Annotated in this window: 27 protein-coding genes, 2 tRNA genes and 1 pseudogene; 19 read left to right on the top strand and 11 right to left on the bottom strand. The window is 58.4% G+C overall.

Annotated features, from left to right (window positions below; genetic code table 11):
• Positions 1-45: 45 nt before the first annotated feature.
• Positions 46-702 carry a peptidoglycan DD-metalloendopeptidase family protein gene (locus ABQ278_RS05700; RefSeq protein WP_349321611.1) on the bottom strand — a complete coding sequence of 219 codons (657 nt, stop codon included), beginning with the start codon at positions 700-702 and terminating at the stop codon, positions 46-48.
• A gap of 55 nt (positions 703-757) precedes the next feature.
• On the opposite strand from ABQ278_RS05700, the gene ABQ278_RS05695 reads away from it, so the two are divergent.
• Entirely contained in the window at positions 758-1,519 is a 762-nt protein-coding gene (locus ABQ278_RS05695) for a pseudouridine synthase (RefSeq protein ID WP_349321610.1), read from the top strand.
• Here ABQ278_RS05695 and ABQ278_RS05690 read toward each other — a convergent pair.
• On the bottom strand, positions 1,509-2,096 hold the full coding sequence (locus ABQ278_RS05690; RefSeq protein ID WP_349321609.1) for an alpha-ketoglutarate-dependent dioxygenase AlkB: 588 nt from the start codon (positions 2,094-2,096) through the stop codon (positions 1,509-1,511). The two genes, ABQ278_RS05695 and ABQ278_RS05690, sit on opposite strands and share 11 nt — an antisense overlap.
• Before the next feature lie 150 nt (positions 2,097-2,246).
• On the opposite strand from ABQ278_RS05690, the gene ABQ278_RS05685 reads away from it, so the two are divergent.
• Positions 2,247-3,020: a class II glutamine amidotransferase gene (locus ABQ278_RS05685; protein WP_349321608.1), complete on the top strand. Its 774-nt coding sequence runs from the start codon at positions 2,247-2,249 to the stop codon at positions 3,018-3,020.
• Between the two features lie 112 nt (positions 3,021-3,132).
• Here ABQ278_RS05685 and ABQ278_RS05680 read toward each other — a convergent pair whose 3' ends face one another.
• The 3 genes from ABQ278_RS05680 to ABQ278_RS05670 all read right to left on the bottom strand — a co-directional run bounded on the left by ABQ278_RS05680 (position 3,133) and on the right by ABQ278_RS05670 (position 7,402).
• Positions 3,133-4,491, bottom strand: a complete 1,359-nt coding sequence (locus tag ABQ278_RS05680; protein WP_349321607.1) for an IS1182 family transposase — start codon at positions 4,489-4,491, stop codon at positions 3,133-3,135.
• Positions 4,492-4,621: 130 nt separating this feature from the next.
• The gene (locus ABQ278_RS05675; protein ID WP_349321606.1) at positions 4,622-5,776 is read right to left on the bottom strand and encodes an alpha/beta hydrolase; all 1,155 of its coding nucleotides are present in this window, start codon (positions 5,774-5,776) and stop codon (positions 4,622-4,624) included.
• A gap of 87 nt (positions 5,777-5,863) precedes the next feature.
• A complete protein-coding gene (locus ABQ278_RS05670) occupies positions 5,864-7,402 on the bottom strand; it encodes a DHA2 family efflux MFS transporter permease subunit (RefSeq protein ID WP_349321605.1) in 1,539 nt (512 codons plus the stop codon).
• Positions 7,403-7,687: 285 nt separating this feature from the next.
• Here ABQ278_RS05670 and ABQ278_RS05665 point away from each other — a divergent pair, with 285 nt between their 5' ends.
• Complete coding sequence (locus ABQ278_RS05665; RefSeq protein ID WP_349321604.1) at positions 7,688-8,242, top strand: TetR/AcrR family transcriptional regulator; 555 nt, start codon at positions 7,688-7,690, stop codon at positions 8,240-8,242.
• Positions 8,243-8,339: 97 nt separating this feature from the next.
• Here the strand turns inward: ABQ278_RS05665 and ABQ278_RS05660 are convergent.
• Positions 8,340-8,416: transfer RNA gene (locus ABQ278_RS05660), tRNA-Arg, on the bottom strand.
• Between the two features lie 208 nt (positions 8,417-8,624).
• Here ABQ278_RS05660 and ABQ278_RS05655 point away from each other — a divergent pair.
• The 4 genes from ABQ278_RS05655 to ABQ278_RS05640 are packed head-to-tail and all read left to right on the top strand — an operon-like array spanning position 8,625 to position 11,784.
• Complete coding sequence (locus ABQ278_RS05655) at positions 8,625-10,397, top strand: gamma-glutamyltransferase family protein (protein ID WP_349321603.1); 1,773 nt, start codon at positions 8,625-8,627, stop codon at positions 10,395-10,397.
• Positions 10,398-10,407: 10 nt separating this feature from the next.
• Entirely contained in the window at positions 10,408-11,094 is a 687-nt protein-coding gene (locus ABQ278_RS05650; protein WP_349321602.1) for an NAD-dependent deacylase, read from the top strand.
• A 58-nt stretch (positions 11,095-11,152) separates the two neighbouring features.
• Positions 11,153-11,440, top strand: a complete 288-nt coding sequence (locus ABQ278_RS05645) for a CopG family transcriptional regulator (RefSeq protein ID WP_349321601.1) — start codon at positions 11,153-11,155, stop codon at positions 11,438-11,440.
• Positions 11,440-11,784 carry a type II toxin-antitoxin system RelE/ParE family toxin gene (locus ABQ278_RS05640; RefSeq protein ID WP_349321600.1) on the top strand — a complete coding sequence of 115 codons (345 nt, stop codon included), beginning with the start codon at positions 11,440-11,442 and terminating at the stop codon, positions 11,782-11,784. The genes ABQ278_RS05645 and ABQ278_RS05640 overlap by 1 nt, the downstream gene beginning before the upstream one ends.
• On the opposite strand, the gene ABQ278_RS05635 is transcribed toward ABQ278_RS05640, so the two are convergent.
• Positions 11,771-12,292 carry a hypothetical protein gene (locus ABQ278_RS05635; protein ID WP_349321599.1) on the bottom strand — a complete coding sequence of 174 codons (522 nt, stop codon included), beginning with the start codon at positions 12,290-12,292 and terminating at the stop codon, positions 11,771-11,773. The genes ABQ278_RS05640 and ABQ278_RS05635 overlap by 14 nt on opposite strands.
• Before the next feature lie 17 nt (positions 12,293-12,309).
• Positions 12,310-13,902, bottom strand: coding sequence for a HAMP domain-containing sensor histidine kinase (locus ABQ278_RS05630; protein ID WP_349321598.1), 1,593 nt, complete (start codon positions 13,900-13,902; stop codon positions 12,310-12,312).
• 161 nt (positions 13,903-14,063) lie between these two features.
• On the opposite strand from ABQ278_RS05630, the gene rpmH reads away from it, so the two are divergent.
• The 5 genes and pseudogenes from rpmH to yihA all read left to right on the top strand — a co-directional run bounded on the left by rpmH (position 14,064) and on the right by yihA (position 17,230).
• Entirely contained in the window at positions 14,064-14,204 is a 141-nt protein-coding gene (gene rpmH, locus ABQ278_RS05625) for a 50S ribosomal protein L34 (RefSeq protein ID WP_018080783.1), read from the top strand.
• Positions 14,205-14,297: 93 nt separating this feature from the next.
• Entirely contained in the window at positions 14,298-14,705 is a 408-nt protein-coding gene (gene rnpA / locus ABQ278_RS05620; protein WP_349321597.1) for a ribonuclease P protein component, read from the top strand.
• Positions 14,702-15,856, top strand: a pseudogene (gene yidC, locus ABQ278_RS05615) (membrane protein insertase YidC); the annotation flags it as partial. The gene rnpA and the pseudogene yidC (ABQ278_RS05615), both read left to right, overlap by 4 nt.
• Positions 15,825-16,571 carry a membrane protein insertase YidC gene (gene yidC, locus ABQ278_RS05610; protein WP_349321596.1) on the top strand — a complete coding sequence of 249 codons (747 nt, stop codon included), beginning with the start codon at positions 15,825-15,827 and terminating at the stop codon, positions 16,569-16,571. The pseudogene yidC (ABQ278_RS05615) and the gene yidC (ABQ278_RS05610), both read left to right, overlap by 32 nt.
• Positions 16,568-17,230, top strand: a complete 663-nt coding sequence (gene yihA, locus ABQ278_RS05605; protein WP_349321595.1) for a ribosome biogenesis GTP-binding protein YihA/YsxC — start codon at positions 16,568-16,570, stop codon at positions 17,228-17,230. Before yidC (ABQ278_RS05610) ends, yihA begins: the two co-directional genes overlap by 4 nt.
• A gap of 54 nt (positions 17,231-17,284) precedes the next feature.
• Here the strand turns inward: yihA and ABQ278_RS05600 are convergent, their stop codons facing one another.
• On the bottom strand, positions 17,285-17,602 hold the full coding sequence (locus ABQ278_RS05600) for an endonuclease domain-containing protein (protein WP_349321594.1): 318 nt from the start codon (positions 17,600-17,602) through the stop codon (positions 17,285-17,287).
• A 147-nt stretch (positions 17,603-17,749) separates the two neighbouring features.
• Here ABQ278_RS05600 and ABQ278_RS05595 point away from each other — a divergent pair, with 147 nt between their 5' ends.
• The 7 genes from ABQ278_RS05595 to ABQ278_RS05565 all read left to right on the top strand — a co-directional run bounded on the left by ABQ278_RS05595 (position 17,750) and on the right by ABQ278_RS05565 (position 22,559).
• Entirely contained in the window at positions 17,750-18,352 is a 603-nt protein-coding gene (locus ABQ278_RS05595; protein WP_349321593.1) for a hypothetical protein, read from the top strand.
• A gap of 112 nt (positions 18,353-18,464) precedes the next feature.
• Complete coding sequence (gene argB, locus ABQ278_RS05590; RefSeq protein ID WP_349321592.1) at positions 18,465-19,409, top strand: acetylglutamate kinase; 945 nt, start codon at positions 18,465-18,467, stop codon at positions 19,407-19,409.
• Between the two features lie 156 nt (positions 19,410-19,565).
• Positions 19,566-20,213: a pyrimidine 5'-nucleotidase gene (locus tag ABQ278_RS05585; RefSeq protein ID WP_349321591.1), complete on the top strand. Its 648-nt coding sequence runs from the start codon at positions 19,566-19,568 to the stop codon at positions 20,211-20,213.
• Between the two features lie 89 nt (positions 20,214-20,302).
• Positions 20,303-20,653, top strand: coding sequence for a hypothetical protein (locus ABQ278_RS05580; protein WP_349321590.1), 351 nt, complete (start codon positions 20,303-20,305; stop codon positions 20,651-20,653).
• Positions 20,653-21,489 (top strand): DUF2145 domain-containing protein, encoded by an 837-nt coding sequence (locus ABQ278_RS05575; RefSeq protein ID WP_349321589.1) that lies wholly within the window; start codon positions 20,653-20,655, stop codon positions 21,487-21,489. Before ABQ278_RS05580 ends, ABQ278_RS05575 begins: the two co-directional genes overlap by 1 nt.
• 68 nt (positions 21,490-21,557) lie before the next feature.
• A complete protein-coding gene (gene dapD / locus ABQ278_RS05570) occupies positions 21,558-22,415 on the top strand; it encodes a 2,3,4,5-tetrahydropyridine-2,6-dicarboxylate N-succinyltransferase (RefSeq protein WP_018080793.1) in 858 nt (285 codons plus the stop codon).
• Positions 22,416-22,484: 69 nt separating this feature from the next.
• Positions 22,485-22,559: transfer RNA gene (locus ABQ278_RS05565), tRNA-Glu, on the top strand.
• Positions 22,560-22,717: 158 nt separating this feature from the next.
• Here the strand turns inward: ABQ278_RS05565 and ABQ278_RS05560 are convergent.
• Both ABQ278_RS05560 and ABQ278_RS05555 read right to left on the bottom strand, forming a co-directional pair.
• Complete coding sequence (locus ABQ278_RS05560; protein WP_349321588.1) at positions 22,718-22,900, bottom strand: hypothetical protein; 183 nt, start codon at positions 22,898-22,900, stop codon at positions 22,718-22,720.
• 7 nt (positions 22,901-22,907) lie between these two features.
• Positions 22,908-23,327, bottom strand: a complete 420-nt coding sequence (locus ABQ278_RS05555) for a YiiX/YebB-like N1pC/P60 family cysteine hydrolase (protein WP_349321587.1) — start codon at positions 23,325-23,327, stop codon at positions 22,908-22,910.
• Positions 23,328-23,449 lie beyond the last annotated feature (122 nt).

Raw genomic sequence — 23,449 nt, 5'->3', positions numbered from 1 at the left:
AAATCTGCGCTTATCTGGCTTATCTGTGGACCACTTCTCTTATTTTTAGATACCGAGTAAACCCGCCGAATCGGGACAGATGCGCTTCCACCGTTCGCGCTCGCTCTTGCGGAAGACGCCGGGATAGTCGCCCGTCTTGCCCTGCATATCGAGAATGACCTGAAAATGCAGATGCGGCGGCCAGTCGCCATTGACCTCCGCCGCGCCAAGCCGCGCGATCTGCTGCCCGCGCGCCATCCCTTGCCCCACCTCCAGCCCCTCAAGACTGTCGCGGCTCAAATGACCGTAGAGCGTATAGAATGTCAGCGCCTCAGTGACCGCGTGCGCCATAATAATGGTCGGGCCATAGTCCTTCGGGTTGGCATTATCCTGAAAGCTGTGGATGCGCCCGTCCAGCGGCGCGAAGACCGGCGTGCCGGCCACGGCGAAGATATCAAGGCCCAGATGGAGGGTCCGCGCTTCAGCGCCTGCCGCCGGCGTGAATACCGGACCGGAATAGATGGCGCGTTCCTCATCATAACCACCGACCTTCAGCCGCGGCGTCTCGATCACATGACTGCCCGGCAAGTCATCGGTCAGGCCCAACTGGCGCGCGCCTTCGGCATCGAGCCGGATCGGATCAAAACCGGCATGTAACCCCGCCATGAGCTCGGCCCGCGGCGCGGCGGTCTTCAGCCAGTCAGTATAAAGCGCGTAGGTCATGCGACCAAACCTAGCCCAGACTTGAACCGCCGTCGATAGCGCTGTAGGAAGCGGCATGTCCTTAAGCAAAACATATGATGGTGATGAGCCCGTACGGGTCAACAAGTGGCTGGCCCAGACCGGCGTCTGTTCACGACGCGAGGCCGATGCCCTGATCGAGAGCGGCCGTATCAGCATTGATGGCGTCGCCTTCACCGATGCCGGACGCAAGATCGAGCGCGGCCAGACCCTGACGATGGACCAGGGCGGCGCCGAGGTGCTCGATTCGCGCATGACGGTGATCTATCACAAGCCCGTCGGCATCGTCTCCGGCCAGCCCGAGCCCGGCGAAACCCCGGCTGTGCGCATGATCAAACGCGCCAACGTGTTCGGTCCGGCCAATGTCTATCCGGATCAGGATACCAAGCTGGCGCCGGTGGGCCGGCTCGATAAGGATTCGCGCGGCCTGCTCATCCTGTCGGGCGATGGCGTGCTGGTGAAGGCCGTCATCGGCCCCGAAAGCGATCTGGAAAAGGAATACCACGTCCGGGTGCGCGGTGAGATTTTCGAGGAAAAGCTGAAATGGCTGCGTCACGGCCTTGAACTCGATGGTCGCAAGCTCCGCCCCGCCAAGGTGGTGCAAACCGGCGAGCAAACCCTGACCTTTATCCTCAAGGAAGGCCGCAACCGCCAGATCCGCCGTATGTGCGACATGTGCGAACTGCGCGTCACCGATCTCTATCGCCCGCGCATCGGCGCCGTCAAAATCGGCACCCTGCCCGAAGGCCAGTGGCGCGTGATGACGCCCGAAGAACGCACAGCGCTGATCAAGGGCTAACAGCGTCGATATAACGGAAGGTCAGCGACAAACGGCGCTGACGCGGCACGATCAGGCCGCCGACCTTATCGGTTTTTCGCCCGACAATGCCATGCATCCACATGTCACGCGCCTCGCCACGCATGATCAGCAGGCTGCGCGGATAGAGATATTGAGCGCGCGTCGGGTGATCCATGCGGGTGAAATCCATCATGATCGGCGAACCGAGACTCACGATAGCCACCGCCTTGATGCGCTCGATATCACGGTCCTTATGCGCACCGATCCCCTGCCCCGGATGATATTCGTTGATCAGTGCGCGCTGCGGAACGCCCTTGAAGATGCCATCCCGATGCAGCCGCTCGCCTAGCCAGCGCAGCCAGTCCGGCATGGGCTGCGGTTGATACTCGCCCGGATGACCATAGGCGCTGTCATCGGGCTTCCAGCCGTACCATTGCCGTCGGCGCAGCAACTCCATCGACCATGGCTGCTGGTCGATCCATGCGATCAAAGCCGCCTCCTCCGCCGGCGTGATATAGTCGTCCCGATAGGTCAGGCCGGAGAGCAGCGGTTCTTCAAACAGGGAAAGGATCGACATAGCGTCACTTTACATCAAATAGAACATAAAGAGAACATTAAAGGCGCCCGGTCGAACAGTGTAGCGGGCCTGCGCCAATGGCGAAGCAATTATGGTTTTACTTTCGCGACATAAGGCGCGACACCGGACGCTTCCTTACACGAGGCTTTCATGTGTGAACTGCTGGCGATGAGCGCCAATGTACCAACGGACGTGCGTTTCAGTTTTGCCGCCTTGTCGCAACGCGGCGGCGCGACGGGATCGCATACCGATGGCTGGGGCATCAGCTTTTACGAACAAAAAGGCTGCCGCAGTCTCCATGATCCGAACCCCAGCGCGCACTCCGAGCTGGCGAAGTTTATCCGCTCTTACCCGATCAAGAGCCTTATGGTCATAGCCCATGTGCGCAAGGCCAATCGCGGCCGTGTAGCGCTGGAAAATACCCATCCGTTTGGCCGCGAACTGTGGGGCAGCGCCTGGAGCTTTGCGCACAATGGCCAGCTCAAGGGCATAAAGACCCGCAGACTGACCCACTACGCGCCCATCGGCACCACCGACAGCGAACACGCCTTTTGCTGGCTGCTCGACCGCCTGCGCACGCTCTATCCGCAGCGGCCCTCCGATCACAAGCTCAGCCTGGCCATCTCTGAACTGTTCGGGGATTTGCGCGAACTGGGCGTTTTCAATGCCCTGCTGAGCGACGGACGTTCACTCTATGCCAGTTGCTCGACCAAACTGTGCTATGTCGAACGCCGTGCGCCGTTTGGCCAGGCCAGCCTGATCGACGAGGATCTTGAGGTCGACTTTGCTCAGGAAACGACGCCGAACGACCGCGTCATTATATTGGCGTCAACGCCCCTGACCCGCAATGAGACCTGGACACACGTGCCGCCCAAAACCACTCTGGTCGCCCGCAAAGGCGCTATTGTGAAATCTTTTGCCTAGGAGCCCGTCCGAGTAACCAGTTTTGGGGTTAGGTATTTTCTGATTTGGTTCGGCAATATCGGGCCCGGCCATTTTTTCGTTGCTGCCAGTCTGTTCAGAAGGTGTTTTGTCTTTAGGTTGCCTTGGCGAGCTTCAGGATGTTGTGAACGGTACAGATCATTGCCCATTCGGCGGATACGTTTTCTATGCCTCGCATTAGAAACTGACGGAAGCCTCTGGCGTGTTTGATCTGGCCAAACACAGGTTCTACCGTCTGCTTTCGTAAACGGTATGGACTTTCATAGCCGCCTTCGCGCAATCGTTTGCGCATCTCTTCCGTTTTGGGCGTTTTGGCCCGGCCGCCATCCGCAGCCGGGCTGTTATGCTTTTGACGTCCGGTTGCAATAAAGGCGTCTATTTTCCGATTTTCCATGGCCGCTATATTGGCTTCGGAGCAATAGCCTGCATCAGCCGATAATTCGTCTGGAGCCTTGCCAGTATTGGCAATAACGGCGTCAACCATAGGCACCAACTGGGTGCAGTCGGCGGCGCAGTTGTTTAAGTCATGCGCCAATATGATCTGAGCCCTGGCGTCCACGGCCACCTGGGCATTATAGCCTTGGATAAATCCATCACGTCCCAGCATGATTTTGCTATCAGGGTCAGTGAAGTTCCGTTGTGTCTTATCGGATGGCATACCTTCGGGCGTTTTCGGCTTGGGGCCACGCTTCTTCCCGGATGATGCTGGTGGGTCATCTGGATCTTCCGGGTCTTTTCCGGACTTTGCCGCTTCAGCCTTTTTGTTCTCAGACTTTGCTTTGGCCTCGGCCTCAAGGGCGGCTCGTGCCTCCTTGATTTTCGCCAGCCTCTTTTCCTTCGAAGTCATCCAGTCTGGCGTTTCATCGCCACGCTTGTCACCAAACTCTGCATCTTCAGCGGCATCTGCAGCTTCTGCGGACTTAAGCCAACGCGCAACCTCAGCTTCCAGGTCAACCTCGGCGGTCTTCATCCGACCGTAGCTCATAGCCTTATTTTTTGACGCATTGGCCTTCATCTTCGTACCGTCCACAGACACATGGTTTAAGGCAACAAGACCAGCCTTACGGCACAGCGTCAACACCTGCAGGAATAGGCCGGACAACGCGCTCAAGTGACGTTTGCGAAAATCGGAGATCGTCCGATGGTCAGGACGGTTCATCGCAGTAACCGCCATAAAATCTAACCGCTCATCACACGACCTTGCCAGGCGACGAGACGAATAAACACCCCGGCTATAACCATAAAGTAGCAGGGCCGTCATCATGCGAGGATCATAAGGTGGATAACCGCGATCCTCGCTGTAAACATCCAAAATAGAAGACAAATCAAGATCTTCCCTGACCATGTCTCGGATAAAGTGAGACAGGTGACCTGCGGGAACGAATTCGTCCACAGAAGGTGGAAGAAGCTGAAGTTGGTCAACTAGCCAGGGCCGGAATGTCTTGGTGCTCATAGGAAATGAGTGAATCACCAAGACACACAACTGTCGACCAAAAACCTCAAAAAGGCTGATTACTCGGACGTGCTCCTAGCCGGGCTTTATACTTCCGGAGGCGACATCAAGGCAAAAGGCAACCCTTAAGCTAAGGCTGACCACTTGTAATCGTTTTAGCCGTTTCGACCCCAAGCCGACTCCCGCCAATCACAAGAATGCCCATACTTTCATATAATGATGGCGGATTATCGTCAAGAGACTGGCCACCTATAAGGGCATTGCCTATGACACTGACAATATCGGGATTTTCCGAGAATTTCAGATGATCCGAATCGTCATCCCCATGAACATTGGAGAGATCGACGACATGTATGCCAGCTTTGTCTATGGCCGAGCGATAGGGCTCACGGCTAAAATCGGCGGCGCCTAATCTGTCAACATTCCCGCCCAGGAACCGCGATAGTTTAAGCGCCTTATCGTCCTTGGAGACAAAGAGCGTTATCGAGGGCGGTTGCGAACCGAGATCCTCAAATTGCTTACGAAAGACATTTACATCTATATCCGGCGAAGCCAGGATGACATTGCGGATTTTGGCGGGTACCGCCCCATGCGTCAGGGCCAGGGTGCGCAAGGCTTCCATAGTCAAATCGGTGCCCATCGAATGCGCCAGTATGGTAATGTCTATCACCTGGTTTTGCGCAACCGCCTCTTCAAGAACACGCGCGAAATCGGTCCTGGAGGCCATGGCGCTTTCCCGATCGTATCCATAGGCCAGGGTTTCCCCCCGTGACGGCCACGAAAACAAGACCGGCGCTGCCCGTATGCCGGCATCATTGAAAACCTGAGCGAACAGGTAAACACCCCTGTCGAAGGGCGTATTATAACCATGGACAAAAATAATCACGTGCCCACGGTTTTCGGCGGGTATCCTGGAGAGCCAGTCGTCTATCTGAGCGGTCGTTATAGGCGTGGCGCTCACCGTCGCAAACTCTTTGTCAGGGTCCGCTTTACGATGCCTGGGCCACTGAACCTCTCCACGTTTACGGTTCGCGGCCGGCGGTATGGAGATAACCACATTAGAAAGGGCGATCCGGTCGTCGCGCTCCCCGGTATAAAGGATAGCGGGCTTGTCGCTGGACTTCCGATCGGTTGCGACGATCATGTCTACAGTTTGCCCGCCTTTCACAGGGGGGGCTACCGGCTGCATCATGCCTTTAACCTGCGTGGCGCAACCAGGCAGTGCGAACACCAGAAACAACAGCAAGACATACTTACACGTTGAGGCTTTTACGTTTGTCATCATCCCCCCCTCCTGAGTTAACGCCTGTGCCAAGGCATGAGCCATACTGACCGGCAAATGGATCACGCGCCGCAAGTTCAAGTCATAAGGCTAGTGGACGGCAGACGTATCTGCCACGCGGGTCGGACGCGGCGCCAACCAGATGACAAACGCTGACAAAACGAACAGAATAGCGATCACCGTGAAAACCTGATTGGTCGCCAGCATCACGCTCTGGCTCTGAACTAGCTGATCAAGGGTTCCCCGTGCCTGCTCCAAGCTCATGCCCTTGGCGGCCAGATCATTCATCATATCCGATGCCCCATTGAGTACGCCCACCAGTTCGCTGCGCTGATAGGTGGCGTTGTCTGCCCATACCGTATTGACGATCGAGGTGGCTATAGCCCCGGCCATCGTCCGGGAAAAGTTCATCAGACCCGCGGCGCTGGCGGTTTCCGCCTCGCTGACGCTGGACAGGGCGAGCGCGGTCAGGGGAACAAAGAAAAGCGGCATGCCAAAGCCCTGCAGCAGCAGCCAATGGCCGATATCAAAGAAACCCATGTCGGAATTCGCCAGACTGCGCATAAAGGTCATGCCGCCCATCCATATAAGGCCTAAAAAGACCAGCCGGCGTGGATCGACCTTTGCCGAAAGCACGGAGGCGAAGGGCGCTGCAATAACAGCAGATACGCCCAGCAGGGCCGTAAGATAGCCGGCCCATGTGGCCGTATAGCCCATGTTTTGCTGTAACCAAAGTGGCGTCAGCACATTTATGCCAAAGAAAGCGCCAAAGGCGACGCAAAGCGTCAGTACGCTGGCGCTGAAGCCACGGTGACGGAACACCCGCAGATCAACGATCGGATTAGCTTCTGTCAATTCCCAGATGAGAAAGGCGATAAACCCTATCAAGGCGACCAGCCCGAGGCAGACGATCATAGGCGATGAGAACCAATCGTGCTCCTTGCCCAGATCGAGCATGATCTGTAGCGCGCCGACCCAAACAATCAGCAAGCCCAGGCCAACCATATCAATGGATGATTTTACCGTCGTACTTTCATGCTTCCACAGTAACTGCATCGCAAACCAACTGCAGACAATGGCAATAGGCACATTAATCCAAAAAATGGATGCCCACCCAACATTATCGCACAATATGCCCCCCAGAATAGGACCCGCGATGGGTGCGATCAGCGTGGTCATAGCCCAAAGCCCCGTGGCGGCCGTGGCGTATTTCTTTGGAAATACACGCAACATAAGCGTTTGCGACAGCGGCATCAGTGGCCCGCCGCACATCCCCTGAAGGATGCGGAAGAGAACAAGCAAGCCTAGCGAAGGCGCAAGACCGCAAAGAAAGGAAAAGACCCCAAACCCGACCATACCCAATACAAAGACTTTTACCGTGCCGAAACGCGCCGACAACCATCCTGTCAGGGGAACCACGACGGCCTCGGCAACCGCATAGGAGGTAATGACCCAGGTCCCCTGGCTGGGCGAGACCGCCAGGGCTCCGGAAATATTGGAGACCGACACATTCGCGATGGTCGTATCCAGAACCACCAGAAAATTGGCAATAGCCAGGACTAACCCTGACAATATCATCGCCAGCCCCGAAAGGGGCGCGGGTTCAGCCTTGCTGGATGTGCTAGCCATGGTGATTATCCTTGCGCTACGTTTCAAGCGCCTTAAGGCCGCCTCCCGGTACGAACCTGTGCGCGCGCAACGCGACTTAGGCATTTCACTGAAAGACGGGGGTAATAAACGAAACGACGGTAAGATGGCCAGCCCTTTAATGGACTGTACAGTACGGTTCATTTATAATTTGCACGTGACCTCGTCAAGCAGAAAGTGTACAGGCCGGTCCAGATATAAAAAAGAAGATGGACGGCTATGCGGACCAAAAGCGAGACCAAGCGCCTCACTATCCTAGAGGCAGGCATGACGGTGTTTATCGAACGCGGATACGAGGCCGCCAGCATGGCCGAGGTTGCGGCCCAGGCCTCATGTTCCAAGCAGACTCTTTACAGCTACTTTTCATCGAAGGATGACCTGTTCGTCGCCGTCATGCTCGAAAAAGGCGCGGCACTGGCTGACCCGGCCTTTATAGTTTTGGACGAAGATCGCGATCTAAAGGACGCCCTTAGAGAATTCTCCATCCGCTTTCTGCGCTTTATAACGAGTCCCGAGGCGCTCGCCATACGCCGCATCGTCTACGCGGAAGGCGCACGTTCAAACCTTGGCAAACTGTTTTACGAGCATGGCCCCAAGAAAGGATATGTGCGGATGGCCGAACATCTGGCCCACGCGATGGATAAAGGCCAGATCCGACGATCTGATCCCTGGATCGCCGCGCAGCAATTTTACGCCCTGTGCGAAGCCGGCCCGGTCCAAAATCTCCTGGAAGGCGCAGTTAAAGCCGTGACGGATGAAGATCTGCTGAAGGCAGCTACGACGGCAACAGACGTATTTATTCGCGCCTATCATCCGACCTGACAAGCCCTATGCTCGCTTCGCATACTTTCAGTTGCCAAAAAGATAAAAAAAAGACCCTGACGCTTTGCGGCGTCAGGGCTTCTTTATTGTTTTGTGGTGGCGCACTCGGAGCGATTCGAACGCCCGACCCTCAAATTCGTAGTCTGATGCTCTATCCAGCTGAGCTACGAGTGCTTACCACAAAAGTTCACCGCGTCGGCCCAACCTAGTGTCGGCAGTGCCTTGCAGCGAGGGGCGGACATTTAGTTGACCTGTTTCGATAAGGCAAGGCTTGATTGGCACTTTTTCCACCGTTTTGATGTTTTTTTGTTGATCATCCTGTCGCAACCCCGCCAAACCCCTATATAAAACCGGCCATTGCTGCCCTTCAGGAGTACCCGCTGTGATCCATACCCCAATGAAATCCCTGATTTTCACGGGGCTGGCTGTCCTTTTCACCTCTACCACGGCTTGCGCCACCCTTCCCGCGTATGAACCCCCTCGCGTTCAGCCGATCGTCGTGGCCGCCGAACCGGAAGCGGCCCAGGCCGGTATGGATATTCTCAAACTCGGCGGCACCGCCGCTGACGCCGCCGTGGCGGTCCAGACCGTGCTGGGACTGATGGAGCCGCAAAGCTCCGGTCTCGGCGGCGGCGCCTTCATGCTCTATTACGATGCCAAAACCGGCGAGATCACCGACTATAATGGCCGCGAAACTGCGCCGGCCGCCGCCACGCCCGATCTCTTTATGGGCGCCGATGGCAAGCCGATAAGCTTTAGGGATGCGGTGCTTTCAGGCCGCGCCACCGGCGTGCCCGGCGCCATGCACCTGCTCGATCGCGCGCAAAAAGACCATGGCAACCAGACTTGGGACAGTCTTTTCACCGCCGCCACCCAATTGGCCGATGATGGCTTCCGCGTGACGCCGCGCCTCGGCAACTATCTGCAAAACGTCGACTTCCCGCAAAAACACACGGCTGACTTCATCGCCTATCTCGGGGATGGTCAGGGCGGCTACCACAAGACCGGCGATATCCTCAAGAATCCGGCCTATGCCGGCAGCTTGCGCGCTTTGGCGGCCCAGCGCGGCGACGCCTTCCGCAAAGGGCCGATCGCCGAGGCCATCATCGCCAAGACCCACGAAGCACCGCTGGCCGGTGGCATGACCTTGGCCGATCTGAGCGGCTATCAGGTCAAGACCAGCACCACCGCGCCTTACGCTACGGTTGGCGGCTATGCCGGCAAGCCGGTCTGCATCACCTACCGCATCTATATCGTCTGCTCGAACAACACGCCTTCGGGCGGCATCGCACTGCTGCAGGGTCTGAAGATCGCCGAATTGCAGCCACTGGACCAGTGGGGCGTGCACGATCCGCGCGCCTGGCAGGCGCTGATCGAGACCGAGCGCCTGATGTACGCCGACCGCGACCAGTATGAGGCCGATACGCCCCTCTTCAACCGTCAGCAGGACGCCTATCTGAACCCTGCTTATCTGAAAGCCCGCTCGGCCCTTATCAAGATCGGCACCGCTAACGCCGCACCCAAGGCCGGCGTGCTGCCGATGCAGGTAGCGACGGACAGGACACTGGAGCCTGCCGGCACCAGCCACTTCGTCATCCGCGATTCCTACGGCAATGTGCTGAGCATGACGACAACGGTCGAGAGCTATTTCGGCACCGGCCGCATGGTGGGCGGCTTCTTCCTCAACAATCAACTCACCGACTTCTCGTTTAGCCCGCAGACGGCCGATGGCCTGCCGGTGGCAAACAGCGTGGCCGGGGGCAAGCACCCGCGCTCGTCCATGAGTCCGGTGATCGTGTTTGATCAGACCGGCAAGTCGGTGATCGCGGCGGTCGGCTCGCCCGGTGGCTCGGCTATTTTGTCCTATAATCTCAAGGTGCTGATCGCCGTGCTCGATTGGAAGCTCTCGATGCAGGACGCCATCAACCTGCCCAATGTGGTGTCGCGCGGCAACAGCATTCGTGTCGAGCGCGCCCGCATGGAGCCAGCGGTCTGGGATGGTTTGACGGCGATGGGCTACACCCTCACCGCCACGAATGGCGAAGAATCGGGCCTGAACGGCATCCTGCGCCAGCCTGACGGCACCTTTGACGGCGGCAGCGATCCGCGTCGTGAGGGGGTTGTTATAAAGAGCCCTCAAGCAGCGAAGCGGTAGGGCACAGAAAATGAACATCGTCATCCTGACCGGCGCCGGCATTTCAGCGGAATCGGGCGTGCCAACCTTCCGTGCTTCCGATGGGCTATGGTGCGGTCATCGCGTCGAAGCCGTGGCGACACCGGAGGGGTTCGAGGCCGATCCGGCCCTGGTGCAGGATTTCTACAACCAGCGCCGCCGCCAACTGGCAGAGGTTAGGCCCAATGCCGCCCATCATGCGCTGGCGCGACTGGCCGCGGAATGGACGAAGGGCGACGTGCTGCTGGTGACGCAGAATGTCGACGACCTGCACGACCGCGCCTATGCCGAACGAGGGGTGGATGGCGCGAACCTCATCCATATGCACGGGGAACTGCTCAAGGCGCGCCACGTAGATACCGGCGCGGTGCAGGACTGGCATACCGACATCCCGGTCGAATTGGAGTTGCGTCCCGATATCGTCTGGTTCGGCGAAATGCCTCTGGCCATGCCGCGGATCGAACGCGCGCTTGCTGCCTGCGATCTGTTTCTCTCCATCGGCACATCCGGCAATGTCTATCCGGCGGCCAGCTTCGTATCGGCCGCACGCCACGCCGGCGCCCATACAGTCGAACTTAACCTCGAACCGTCAGTGGGCCACAGCCTGTTTCAGGAAAAGATACTGGGCCCGGCCACGCAGGTGGTGCCAGATTATATAGGGCGACTTCTGTCGCAATAATGGCGACAAACTTGACTTTCATGGCGACAGATATAGATTATCGCCAAGGAGACTCGTCATGATTTCTGACCGTATCAATGCTCGTCTGTCGGCCCCTTTGGCAAAATTTGTCGCGCGCATGGTCGGCGAAGACGGCCTCTACGAAACGCCCAGCGAATATGTCCGCGATCTGATTCGCCGAGACATGGAAAAGCGCAACGACATCGATACGCAGGCCAATCAGCTCGGTGAAGCCGTCTTGCAAGGCTATCGTGACATCAGTGCTTGCCGATATATCGACTCTATGGGTGACTTCAAAAGTGATATGGCGCTGTTTGAAAAGCGCGAAGCCGAAGGCTGGAAGTAGTGTCAGTCCAATATCGCCTGTCACGTCGTGCCTTGGCGGACCTGCGTCACATCTTCAACCATTCGACGGAAAGATGGGGAGAGCCGCGCGCCAATCTCTATATTCAAGCTTTATACGAGACGTTTGGAAAAATCGCTGCCGCGCCTGACCTTGGTGTAAAACGGCAAAAACGCGCCTGGCCCTTCTTGATGATTGAGGCACAACAGCACTTTATCATTTATGACGTCACGCCGGATGCCGTGCTCATCCTGACCATCCAGCATCAAAGGCGTGAGATTGAGCGCCCGATCCAAGCCATGCATCCGGATTTACTGCAAGACATAGCTAAACTCAGCTCACACTAAGCGCGCGACACCCCAGGCTTTCAAAGCGCATCAAGAGGTCGGCCAGGGCCGTGATCGGCGCGGTGCCGAAATCGACCGACACCCCCGCCTCATCGACCCGCAGCGAATGGATGCAGGCGGAGAAGCGTGTATCGGGATCGAAGGTCGTCTCTTCCGGATCGAACCAGGTCTCGAACCACTCGCTGAAATCATCGCCTGACACGGCCTTATCACCGGCCTTGATGGTGATATCGTCCCAGACCAGCCGGCTGATGACCATATCCATATCACCGAGGGTGACCTCAATCGTATCGAAGGTCACTTCTTCCTCGGACTGCAGTTCCAGCATCTCGCCGTCTGTGGCGTAATCGGCGCAATAATAGTTGCGATAAAAGCCGCCCTCTTCCGGCACTTCCAGCTTAAGCTCGATCGTGCCTTTTTCGGACAAGGTCCGCTGCTTGTCGACAAAGGTGGCGAACTGTTCGAGATAACTATCCCGCGCCAGTTCCAGCAAATCCTCGAATTCCAAACTCTACTCCGTCAGTTTTACGGCTTTAGGGGCAGGCGCACCTCGAAGGTCGTGCCTTCGGCGCCGCTGCTCACCAGCCGGACATCACCGCCATGCAGTTGCGCCAGTTCGCGCGCGATGGCAAGCCCAAGGCCCGAACCGCCGGGCGTGGTGCTGGAGGTAAAGGGCTGAAACAGCTTGTCGCGCAACTTCTCCGGAATGCCGGGGCCATTGTCGTTGACGATCAAAAGCACCTCTTCCGAGGTCTTGACCGCCGTCAGGGTCAGGCGGCCGCGCGCCTTGCGGTTCGGCTGAAGCTCAATAGCCTGACGGGCATTGCGCATCAGATTGACCAGCAGACGGTGCAGTTGTTCCGGATCAGCTTCGAGATTGAAGCCCTTAGCCACCTTGGAGATGAAGCGCACCGCTTCCGGCCCCTGCGTCGCCAGCCCAAGGCCGGCGTCTTCCGCAGCCGCCTCAGCCAGCGCTTTCAGCTTGACGATCTGGATCTGCGGCGTCTGCTCATCGGACTTGCCGTAGGTCAGCACGTTTTGCGCCAGCGCCACAGCGCGATCGAGCGCGCGCTCCAGACGCGGCAGCGCCTTGGCCACGATCGGATCCGCCGAATTGGCCAGCCGGTCCGAGGCCATCTGCGCCGAGGTCAGCATGTTGCGCAGGTCGTGATTGATCTTGGACACCGCCTGGCCGAGCGCTGCCAGACGTGCCCGCGAGCGCAGAGCCTGACGCACCTCTTCCTGCATCGAGGCCAGTTCGGCTTCAATATGGCCGATCTCGTTGAGCTGGCCGGAGGGCCGGGTGACCGTCACGTCTTCCGGATTGGTCTTGAAGCGCTGGATCGCCTGGGTAAGGTTCTGGATAGGGCGGACGATAAAGACGGACAGGGCGACGAAGACCAGAAAGCCGGCCAGAAAGGAAATACTGAGCGACACACGCAGCATGCTGAGCAGGCTGGCCTTGAGATAGGCTTTCAGCGGATCGGCCTTGACCACGATCTCGATCACCTCGCCAGACCGCACGCGCGGCTTGGCGACGATGTGCAGCAGCCGATCGGGCTGGCCCATGAAGGTCTCCCACGGCGCCCACAGATAGGTAATGTCGTGCCATATGTTGGTGTGGGTCTGGCGCAGGTCCATGACCTTTTCCGGCACCACCACATTCTGATCGAACAGCACGTAATCGCGCACGCCCTCGTTCTGGATGGCGAGATAGAGCACGCCGGCGCTCTTGCGCAGTTGCGACGACACCGGCCTGGACACAGCGTTCTTTTCCGAGGTGTCGACCGCCTGCGAGGTCAGTTCGGCCTGGCGCACCCGATCGGTCAGCCAGCGTTCCTGATCGGAGGCGAGCGATGGAATCAGAATCACGATTTCAACGATCATCACGAAGACGAAGGTCAGGATCAGCAATTGTCCGGAGAGGCTGAGCAGGAAGTTACGCGCCAGATTAAAGGCGACCATGCCGTATTTCAGCGAAAAAGCGGCCACTATAGAGAGGGCGTGCGCCAGCCGTTCGGCATAGAAGCCCTCACGGCGTATCACCTTGAGAGTCTTTGCCCGCCTGTCGGATGCGTCTGATTTGCCCTGATCGAACACGTAAACCTTTGGCTTCACTACTGCTTCGTTGTATATATAGCAGAATTACGTCGCAACCGCTTCATTTTAGCCAAAGCGGCCTAAATATTATTGACAAGCGTCTCTGGCCGGACTATCCACGCGCCTCTTTACGCAATTCCGGCCCTCAAAGGGGCCCGCTACACCAATCGGAGCCCCCTATGGGAACGAAACGTACCTATCAGCCGAGCCGCCTTGTGCGCAAGCGCCGCCACGGCTACCGCACCCGCATGGCCACCAAGAACGGCCAAAAGATCGTTGCGCGCCGCCGCGCCAAGGGTCGCAAGCGCCTGACGGCCTAATCGCGTCAACGCACTGCTGAATTTTAAGAAGAGTCCTTAAGTCGCTTAAGGACTCTCTTGTATTTCCGGCATAGGGCACCACATCAGCATCCAATGATTCCCCGCCTCAAAATCCGCGCAGAGTTTCTGGCCGCCGCCAAGGCCGCCTATCAGGCCCGCCCCGGCGTGGTCGTGCAGGCAAAGACGCGCGAGGACGATGCGATCAAGGTCGGCTTCACCGCCACAAAAAAGATCGGCAATGCCGTTGTGCGCAACCGGGCCAAGCGCCGCATGCGCGAAGCCGCAGAGGTCATGATTCCCCAGTTTGGCCGCCCCGGCCACGATTATGTGCTGATCGCCCGTGCCGATACGGTTTCGCGCGATTGGAATGCTTTACTTGACGATGTTAAAGCCGCCCTGATAAGGCTCGCTGCGAAGTCAGTGGCGCGCCCCAAGGCCCCCATAACCACAGACGTCATAAAGTCCGAAGATACTCCTCAGGAAACAAAGACCGTTCGATGAATAAAGATACCGACAACCGGAATATGATCTATTTCCTGATCGTCAGCATGGCTTTGCTGGCCTTCTATCAGTTCTTCGTCTTTGGCCCGCAACAGAAGAAGCGCGAGGCCGCGCAAGTGGCCGCTGCCGCCGCCTCTTCCAGCGCCGCTATCGCCGCCGGTCTGCCGGTTGGGGGCGTCGTCGCGGTGCCGCTGACCCGCGAGCAGGCCCTGACCCAGACGCCGCGCGTCGCTATCGACACACCTTCGCTCAAGGGCAGCCTGTCGCTGAAAGGCGCCTTGATCGACGATCTCTATATGATCAAGTATGACCGCACGGTCGAAAAGAAGAACGATCCGGTCGAACTGCTGACCCCCGCCAACAGCAAGAGCGCTTACTACGTGGTGTCGGGCTATAATTTCCAGAACATCCCCAACGCGCCGACGATCGATACGGTGTGGACGGTGGCTTCCGGCACGACCTTGAGCGTCGGCAAGCCGGTCGTGCTGACCTATAACAACGGTGCCGGCCTGACCTTCACGCGCACCCTGAGCATCGACGCCAACTACATGATCACCGAGGACAATGCGGTGGCCAATGCGACGCCGCAGGCCATCGCCTTCGCCCCCTATTCGATGGTCGTGCGCAACGGCATGCCCGAACACGCCGGCAAGGAAGCCGTGGTCCATGAAGGCGCCATCGCCACCTCCTCCAAGACCCTGGCCAGCCCGAAGATGGGCGACTACCGCACCAACTCCTTGAAGTACAAGGATATGGCCAAGCCGAAAGACGGCAAGAAGCTGGAGAAGAAGGATTCCATCGGTGGCTGGTACGGCATCACCGACAAGTACTGGATGGCGGCCGTTATCCCCAATCAGTCGCAAGCCGTGCAGTATACCGCACGCGCCGATCTGCTCGATGGCGTGCCTGTATTCCGCAGCGGTTATGTCGATAACGCCGTCACCCTGGCGCCCGGCCAGACCTGGAAAGCGGAATCGCATGTCTTCGCCGGTGCCAAGCAAAACACCCAGCTCCAGGTCTACGAAGACACCCTGCATATCCCGCGTTTCCACTGGGCGGTGGACTGGGGTATGCTCAGCGTCCTGACCTATCCGATGTACTGGCTGCTTGATAAGCTTTATGCCCTGGTTGGTAACTTCGGCCTTGCCATCCTGTCGCTCACCGTCATCGTCAAGCTGGTCTTCTACCCGCTGGCTCACAAGTCCTACGAGTTCGATGACCAAGATGAAGCAGGTGCAGGAGCGCCTGAAGCCGAAGCTCGACGCCATCAAGAAGCGTCACGAAGGCGATCCGCAAAAGACGCAGGAAGCGACCATGGCCCTCTATCAGGAGGAAAAAGTCAACCCGATGGCCGGTCTTGGCGGCTGTCTGCCCATGCTCCTGCAATTGCCGGTTTTCTGGGCGCTCTATAAGGTGCTGATGCTCGCCATCGAAATGCGCCACGCCCCCTTCTTCGGCTGGATCAGAGATCTGTCGGCACGCGACAGCACCACGATCTTCAACCTGTTCGGCGCTATAAATTACAACCCCGCAACCGTGCCCCTGATCGGTACCGTGCTCGATGGCCCGCTACATATCGGCATCATCGCCATCCTCTACGGCGCCTCGATGTGGCTCAGCCAGCAAATGACGCCGATGACCGGCGTTGACCCGATGCAAAAGAAGATGATGAGCTTTATGCCCATCATGCTGACCTTCTTCATGACCCAGGTTGCTGTCGGCCTGATCATCTACTGGATCTGGTCGAACATCCTGACCATCCTGCAACAATACTCCATCATGCACCGCCTCAAGGTCGAAAACCCGATCGATACCGGCATCAAGAAGGTGCGCGAAATGATGGATAAGGGAAAGAAGGCGGCGTGACCAACTCTGTAAAGACCGAAGCCGAACTGCAGGCCGAAGCGATCGAAACCGCGCGGGTGCTGTTTGCCCGCCCGGTGTCCTTCGTCATGGGCGCGGTCTCGGTCGATCAGTTGCCGTCCGACGAATTGCCTGAAGTGGCCTTCGCCGGCCGCTCCAATGTCGGCAAGTCGTCGCTGATCAACGCGCTGGTGAGCCATAAGCATCTGGCGCGCGCCTCCAATGAACCCGGCCGTACCCGCGAGCTGAACTTTTTCCGCCTCAACGACGCCATGCACATGGTCGATCTGCCCGGCTATGGCTGGGCGCGCGCGTCCAAGGTGGCGGTCAAGAAGTTCCAGAATCTGGGCCGCGATTACCTGCGCGGCCGGCCTAACCTCAAGCGCGCCTATCTTCTGATCGATGCGCGCCACGGCCTGAAAGACGTCGATAACGAGCCAATGGACGCGCTCGACAAGGCCGCCGTCAGCTACCAGATCGTGCTGACCAAGGCCGACAAGATCAAGCCGGCCGAACTGGCGAAGGTGATCGCCGCCACGCAGGCCGGCATCAAGAAGCGCCCTGCCGCCCACCCGATCGTGCTGCCCACCTCGTCCGAGGTCGGCTTCGGCATCCCGGAATTGCGCCTTGAGATCATGCAGACCTGCGGGATCACTTTGTAAAGACATGAACCTCCCCTGATCTCAGGGGAGGGTGGCGCGCAGCGCCGGGTGAGGTTAGATGGCTTGCCGCATACGTTCTGTTGCTAATCTGATCACGCCATCTGCGACATCATCCGGATCAGCAAGAACTTCGGCCGCTGCTATCCTCAATACCTCAAATCCTCTCAAGCGCAGATATTGATCACGTGCCTCGTCCTTGCGTGCTTGATCAGAAATATCGTGGCCCATACCATCAATCTCAATAACCAGCTTTATGCGTGCACAGTAGAAATCAAAGACATACGGCGCATAGGGATACTGGCGGCGAAAGACAGGGCCATTCGGATATCGCTTTTTGATACGGCTCCATAACAAGATTTCATGCAGCGTCATCTCATGCCGCAATTGCCGTGCAAATTGAATTCCGGGTTGCCTAACCATAGGACAGGCGTACCATATTGACTGACAGAAATTAACCCCACCCGGCGCTGCGCGCCACCCTCCCCTGATACCAGGGGAGGTTCTTTATCAGGTGCCGACATGGGTCTTGAAGCCGAAAGCGAAGTACGGGTCGGGCGCGAAAGCCACTACGTCAAGGCGCTGCTCGAAAGCCGGGACCTGATCTTCCGCGGTGCCTTCCGCAAGACCCTGCCCATAGCCGACCTGAAAGACCCGCGCATCGTCAATGACGCGTTGTTATTCGAGCACGAAGACTTGTCGTATGCCCTCGCCCTGCCCGCCGGACAGGCGTCGAAATGGTTGAAAAAGCTCACCACCGCACCACCGACCCTGGCCGCCAAGCTCGGCATCGACAGCGATCACAGGGCGTTTGTTACGGGCCATGTCGATGATGCCGCGCTCGAGGAAGCCTTGCTGGACGCCGTCACCACCGATCCCTTGCAAGCCGCCGTTTCCGTCATCATCGCCCGCGCACCCGATGAACTGAGCGCTGCCCTGGCCGAGGTGACACAACGCCTGCCGCACGCGCCGATCTGGGTCGTCTACCCCAAAGGCCCGAAATCGCCCCTGCCCGATTCCACCGTCCGCACCCACATGCACGCGCTGAACCTTATCGACACCAAGAGCAGCGCCGTCTCGGATAGGCTGACCGCCACGCGCTTTTCCCTGCGTAAAGCGCGTTAGGCCGAAAAAATTCATGACAGCGACACACATATCCGCTAATGCGCAGGGGCTGTCTTTTGTCGCATTTCGAGCGAGAAAAGTGGCAGCCACTTTTCTCTGAAATGCTTAACTGATGATCATTCAAACTGAAATCAACTCCTCCGAAGAACGCGGCTGGGCCACGGCGAAACAGCTCGCTGAAGCCCTGCCCTATATCCAGATCTACGACCGTGAGATCGTGACGATCAAGTACGGCGGCCATGCCATGGGCGAGGCCGAAACGGCGCGGATTTTCGCTTCGGATATCGTGCTGCTCAAACTGCTCGGCATCCATCCGGTGGTAGTGCATGGCGGTGGGCCTCAGATCTCGGCCATGCTCGGCCGCGCCGGAGTCAAATCGACCTTCATCGATGGCCTGCGCGTCACCGACGACGCCACCATGGAGATCGCCGAGATGGTGCTCTCCGGCGCCGTCAACAAGGAGATCGCCAACTGGATCACCCAGGCCGGTCGCGAGGCCGATGTGCGTGGCGTCGGACTGTCTGGTAAGGACGCCGGCCTGATCACGGTCGAAAAGGCCACCCGTATCAAGCGCGATCCGGATTCGATGATCGAACAGGTCGTCGATCTCGGCTTCGTGGGTGAGCCCAAGAATGTCGATGACAAGCTGCTGCGCACCCTGATCGACGATCCGAACCACGACTACGTGCCGGTCATCGCCCCGATCGGTGTGTCGGATGACGGCCATACCTTCAATATCAACGCCGATACCGTGGCGGGCGCCGTCGCCGGCAAGCTCAGCGCCAAGCGCATGCTGCTGCTGACCGATATCGCCGGTGTCATGGACGAAAACAAGAACCTGATCCGCCAGATGACCATTTCGGAAGCCAAGGGGCTGATCGAATTGGGCGTCGCCGTTGGCGGCATGATCCCCAAGCTGGAAACCGCCATCATGGCAGTGGAAGCCGGCGTCGAGGCCGTGGTCATTCTCGATGGTCGCCGTCCGCACGCCATGCTGGTCGAGCTCTTCACCGAACACGGCGCTGGTACGCTTATTCAGGCCGATCCGGAACCGTAAACCTCTCTTCCCCTCTCCCTGTTTACGGGGAGAGGGTGCCGCTTCAGCGGCGGGTGAGGGGCTTTTTCTAACGGTCGTACTGCCCCTCATCCGGCCCTCCGGGCCACCTTCTCCCCGCAATAAGCGGGGCGAAGGGTGCTACTCATAAGGCTCCCAATGATTCTCGCCCTCGCCCACATCGATACCTGGATCTTCGATCTCGACCAGACGCTCTATCCGCATGAGGCGAACATCATGTCGCAGGTGGAAGAGAAGATGGCCGCCTACATGATCCGCGAAACCGGTCTGCCGCCCATCGAAGCTGCCCGCCTGCGCGACCAGTATCTCCATGAACACGGCACCACCCTGGCCGGCCTCGTCGCCTATCACAACATCGATCCCTATAGCTTCCTCAACGAGGTGCATGACGTCTCGCTCGACACGCTGGCGCCCGATGAAGACCTGAACCGCCTGATCCACGACCTGCCCGGCCGCAAGCTGGTCTTCACCAATGGCGATGAACGCCACGCCATCCGCCTGCTGGCCCATATGGACATGGCGGACCTGTTCCACGGCGTTTTCCATCTCGAACACGCCAGCTGGATTCCCAAGCCCGCCCTGGCCACCTTCGAGAAGATGATGGCGGTCCATGCGGTGCGCCCCGAAACTGCCGCCTTCTTCGAAGACAGCTCAAAAAACCTCAAGCCGGCGCAGGCGCTGGGCATGAAGACCATCCTTGTCGGCCCCACCGCCCTGACCAACAGCGACAACCACGTCGATTTCCGCAGCCCGTCGTTGAAAGCCTTCCTCTCCGCCCTTACCTAAAAGTTTCCACAGGCAGCAGATACAGACTTGACGACGGCCCATTTTTGAACGATGTTCATATTGAACATGGTTCAAAAATGGAGAGACACATGCCCAAGGCCCTTTTCCTTACCGCGTCCCTGCTGACAGCCGCTGCCGCCAACGGCGTTCATGCGCAGGACAGCCTCGCCAACGCCTCGCAGGCTTCGGCTGAGTCGCTTGTATCCACCGCACGCCTGTCCGAAGCCGGCGTCAAGGTCGTGGCCGGCGCGGTCGCCCTGCCCTTCGTGGCCGCCGGCGCCGTCATCGAAGGTTCCGGCAGGGTGGTGCGCGATTCCGCAGGCGCTGTGTGGGACGAAGCCAATGGCCCGCTGGAGATTTCACCGGAAACCGTGGTGGCCCAGCCCGCGCCGCAGGTGCCGTACGATACCGGTCGCCGGCGCGATAATACGGGGCAGTGATGCGCCACCTTGCATTCGTGAGCCTGGCGGCCTGCCTGATGGCGACGCCGGTGATGGCGGCACCGCAAGCGACCGATGTCCCCAAGCCCGTGGCGGATTCCGGCCAAAGCGGCCGGGCACCCAAGGCGCACTATACGCCGGTGGAAGCCGCCAGCTTCGCCAAACAGATCGAGCGCGACTTGGCCAGCCGTCAGGCCCGTGTAGCGCTCGTCTTCCGCGCCGGCAAACCGCGCGATCAGTTGCCCGACAATGTGCCCTATACCCATGGCGCCTTCTGGGTCTATGGCGATATCAAGGGACCGGATGGCAAGATCTATAAGGGCTACAGCTCGTACAACCTCTATCAGGGTGACGGCGTTTCAGCCCCGCTTGACCAGTCCTATCTGGCGCAGGATTTCCCGCTCGATTTCATCAGCGCCAATCAGGTCGATGATGTCGGCGTCATTATCCCGTCGCCGGAGATGCAGCGCCGTCTGCTGGCCCTGATCGCCTCGCCGACCTATGAGCGCCTGCATGTGCCCAGCTATTCGCTGGTGTCCAATCCGTTTTCCTCAGAGCACCAGAACTGCACCGAATTCCTGCTCGATGTCATCGCTTCGGCAGCTTGGGAGACCAGCGACTACACGCAGATCAAGGCCGATCTTGGCGCCCATTTCAAACCCACCGTGATCCGCGCTAATATCTTCGCGCGCACCTTCGGCCCCATGATCAACCCGCGTCTGCGCCTGGATGACCAGCCGGGCCGCATCGAAACCGTTACCTATGAAAGCATCCGCGTCTTCATGAGCGACAATCACCTGTTACAGACCGCCTATGTGATCCCGCGCCAGAATTAACGCTTGATCGGAAAGCCTTCGCGCCTTAAGGCCTAGCCCATCTTTCTCCCTTCCAGATGAGCAAACCCATGTCCGATCTCGCCGCCTTCAAAGATGATATCGAAGCCGCCTGGGAGGTTCGCGACACGCTCAATCCTGCCTATCACGGCCCCTACCGTGAAGCCGTCATGGGCGCCATCGAGCTGATCGACAGCGGTCGTTTTCGCGTCGCCGAAAAGAAGGACGGCCAGTGGATCACACACGACTGGCTGAAAAAAGCCGTCCTGCTGTCCTTCCGCCTCAATGGCAACGAACTGATGCATACCGGCCGCGGCCTGTTCGAGCAGGCACCGATCGGTCCTTTCTGGGACAAGGTGCCGAACAAGTTCGCCAAGTGGGGCGAGAAGGAATATACCGAAGCCGGCTTCCGCTCGGTGCCGGGCGCCATCGTCCGCGCCGGCGCCTTTATCGGCAAGAACGTCGTGCTGATGCCGTCCTTCGTCAATATCGGCGCCTATGTCGATGAAGGCACCATGGTCGATGCCTGGGCCACGGTCGGTTCCTGTGCGCAAATCGGCAAGAACGTGCACCTCTCAGGCGGCGTCGGCATCGGCGGCGTGCTGGAACCCCTGCAGGCCAGCCCCACCATTATCGAGGACAACTGCTTCATCGGCGCGCGCTCGGAAGTAGTCGAAGGCTGCATCATCCGTGAGGGCTCGGTGCTCGGCATGGGCGTCTATATCGGCAAGTCCACCCGCATCGTCGACCGCGCCACCGGCGAGGTCTTCTACGGCGAAGTGCCGCCCTATTCGGTGGTCGTGGCGGGCTCTATGCCCTCCGCCAATGCGGCCCCTAACGCGCCGCACCTCTATTGCGCCGTCATCGTCAAGCGCGTCGATGCCCAGACGCGCTCCAAAACCGGTATCAACGAGCTTTTGAGAGACTAAGCTGTGGAAATTCCACGAGGAGCCTTGACCGAAGCGAAATAATCGGTCAAAGGCTCCTCTCCCGATTACGGTCCCTTCGTCTATCGGTTAGGACGTCAGGTTTTCATCCTGAAAAGAGCGGTTCGACTCCGCTAGGGACTGCCATCGGATCTCCCCCCTCACACATAGTTTGTCCTGCCGTACTGCGATGCGTGTCGAGCGATGCCTTAAGACCGTTAGGCCGAGTGCTCCCAGCACGAGCAGGCTTCGGCCCCATGGTACAGCCTTCAGGCCGAGGCTCGACGCCATGCCAATCTGCCATATTAAAATGGATAGTTCGAATAGACCTGCTGCACTTTTGGGTCCTGAGCAATACTGATCGGAGTAACCAACTGACGCTTCATGATCAGATCAACACAATCCGCCCCCAGCAATCCCTTCGTCCGGCATTGCGGATCGGATAAGGCGCGCCTCTTCAACAATTTTTTTGCCGGCCCCGTCAGCATGATCAACTCATCGAACTCGTTGTCTTTTGCCTAGCTTAATCTTAGCGGCACTAAAGGCGTACTCGGCGAGTTCGCTACAATAGATGGCGGAATTATCAAACGAAAAATAGGGATCATAGGGCCTGCCGTAGAGCCCGCGGGAGGCTGAAAAGACTTTGTCTGTCTGAGACCTTTGCAGTTTGGGCAATCGATAAACAGCGTAGCGGCCGAACCGCCCTCGCTTAATCCAGCTTTTTAGCGGCGTTTCTTTGACGGGGCCTACGGCTTCAATAACAAATGTGCCGTCGCCTGTCCGTTTGATAATCCCCATATGCGTATAGAGGCTAAGACTGGCCACGCCGATGGCTGTCGATTGACGGCTGCGGGAAGTCTGGAAGATCAGGTCACCGTCCTGTAACACCGGTGCAAAAGATAACCAGCGCCACATAGACACCATCGCTTATAAAACGACGATGAAAGGCAATATACGCTTGGTCAATCTATATTTCATAAAGCCCCCTGCACACAGGCTAGCACACTCCGGACAAAAGAAAACGCCTCTCCATGTTC

The sequence above is a fragment of the Asticcacaulis sp. MM231 genome, assembly GCF_964186625.1.
GTDB lineage: Bacteria > Pseudomonadota > Alphaproteobacteria > Caulobacterales > Caulobacteraceae > Asticcacaulis.
Note: the sequence above shows the minus strand (reverse complement) of the source record. Positions and strands in the feature narration are given on the sequence as shown.

What these genes read in the sequence shown, in the direction of transcription:
- ABQ278_RS05700 (WP_349321611.1), bottom strand. Translation starts at nt 702, where the DNA reads ATGACCTACGCGCTTTATACTGACTGGCTGAAGACCGCCGCGCCGCGG.
- ABQ278_RS05695 (WP_349321610.1), top strand. Translation starts at nt 758, where the DNA reads ATGTCCTTAAGCAAAACATATGATGGTGATGAGCCCGTACGGGTCAAC.
- ABQ278_RS05690 (WP_349321609.1), bottom strand. Translation starts at nt 2,096, where the DNA reads ATGTCGATCCTTTCCCTGTTTGAAGAACCGCTGCTCTCCGGCCTGACC.
- ABQ278_RS05685 (WP_349321608.1), top strand. Translation starts at nt 2,247, where the DNA reads ATGTGTGAACTGCTGGCGATGAGCGCCAATGTACCAACGGACGTGCGT.
- ABQ278_RS05680 (WP_349321607.1), bottom strand. Translation starts at nt 4,491, where the DNA reads ATGAGCACCAAGACATTCCGGCCCTGGCTAGTTGACCAACTTCAGCTT.
- ABQ278_RS05675 (WP_349321606.1), bottom strand. Translation starts at nt 5,776, where the DNA reads ATGATGACAAACGTAAAAGCCTCAACGTGTAAGTATGTCTTGCTGTTG.
- ABQ278_RS05670 (WP_349321605.1), bottom strand. Translation starts at nt 7,402, where the DNA reads ATGGCTAGCACATCCAGCAAGGCTGAACCCGCGCCCCTTTCGGGGCTG.
- ABQ278_RS05665 (WP_349321604.1), top strand. Translation starts at nt 7,688, where the DNA reads ATGACGGTGTTTATCGAACGCGGATACGAGGCCGCCAGCATGGCCGAG.
- ABQ278_RS05650 (WP_349321602.1), top strand. Translation starts at nt 10,408, where the DNA reads ATGAACATCGTCATCCTGACCGGCGCCGGCATTTCAGCGGAATCGGGC.
- ABQ278_RS05645 (WP_349321601.1), top strand. Translation starts at nt 11,153, where the DNA reads ATGATTTCTGACCGTATCAATGCTCGTCTGTCGGCCCCTTTGGCAAAA.
- rpmH (WP_018080783.1), top strand. Translation starts at nt 14,064, where the DNA reads ATGGGAACGAAACGTACCTATCAGCCGAGCCGCCTTGTGCGCAAGCGC.
- rnpA (WP_349321597.1), top strand. Translation starts at nt 14,298, where the DNA reads ATGATTCCCCGCCTCAAAATCCGCGCAGAGTTTCTGGCCGCCGCCAAG.
- yidC (WP_349321596.1), top strand. Translation starts at nt 15,825, where the DNA reads ATGCCCTGGTTGGTAACTTCGGCCTTGCCATCCTGTCGCTCACCGTCA.
- ABQ278_RS05600 (WP_349321594.1), bottom strand. Translation starts at nt 17,602, where the DNA reads ATGACGCTGCATGAAATCTTGTTATGGAGCCGTATCAAAAAGCGATAT.
- ABQ278_RS05595 (WP_349321593.1), top strand. Translation starts at nt 17,750, where the DNA reads ATGGGTCTTGAAGCCGAAAGCGAAGTACGGGTCGGGCGCGAAAGCCAC.
- argB (WP_349321592.1), top strand. Translation starts at nt 18,465, where the DNA reads ATGATCATTCAAACTGAAATCAACTCCTCCGAAGAACGCGGCTGGGCC.
- ABQ278_RS05585 (WP_349321591.1), top strand. Translation starts at nt 19,566, where the DNA reads ATGATTCTCGCCCTCGCCCACATCGATACCTGGATCTTCGATCTCGAC.
- ABQ278_RS05580 (WP_349321590.1), top strand. Translation starts at nt 20,303, where the DNA reads ATGCCCAAGGCCCTTTTCCTTACCGCGTCCCTGCTGACAGCCGCTGCC.
- ABQ278_RS05575 (WP_349321589.1), top strand. Translation starts at nt 20,653, where the DNA reads ATGCGCCACCTTGCATTCGTGAGCCTGGCGGCCTGCCTGATGGCGACG.
- dapD (WP_018080793.1), top strand. Translation starts at nt 21,558, where the DNA reads ATGTCCGATCTCGCCGCCTTCAAAGATGATATCGAAGCCGCCTGGGAG.
- ABQ278_RS05560 (WP_349321588.1), bottom strand. Translation starts at nt 22,900, where the DNA reads ATGCTGACGGGGCCGGCAAAAAAATTGTTGAAGAGGCGCGCCTTATCC.
- ABQ278_RS05555 (WP_349321587.1), bottom strand. Translation starts at nt 23,327, where the DNA reads ATGTGGCGCTGGTTATCTTTTGCACCGGTGTTACAGGACGGTGACCTG.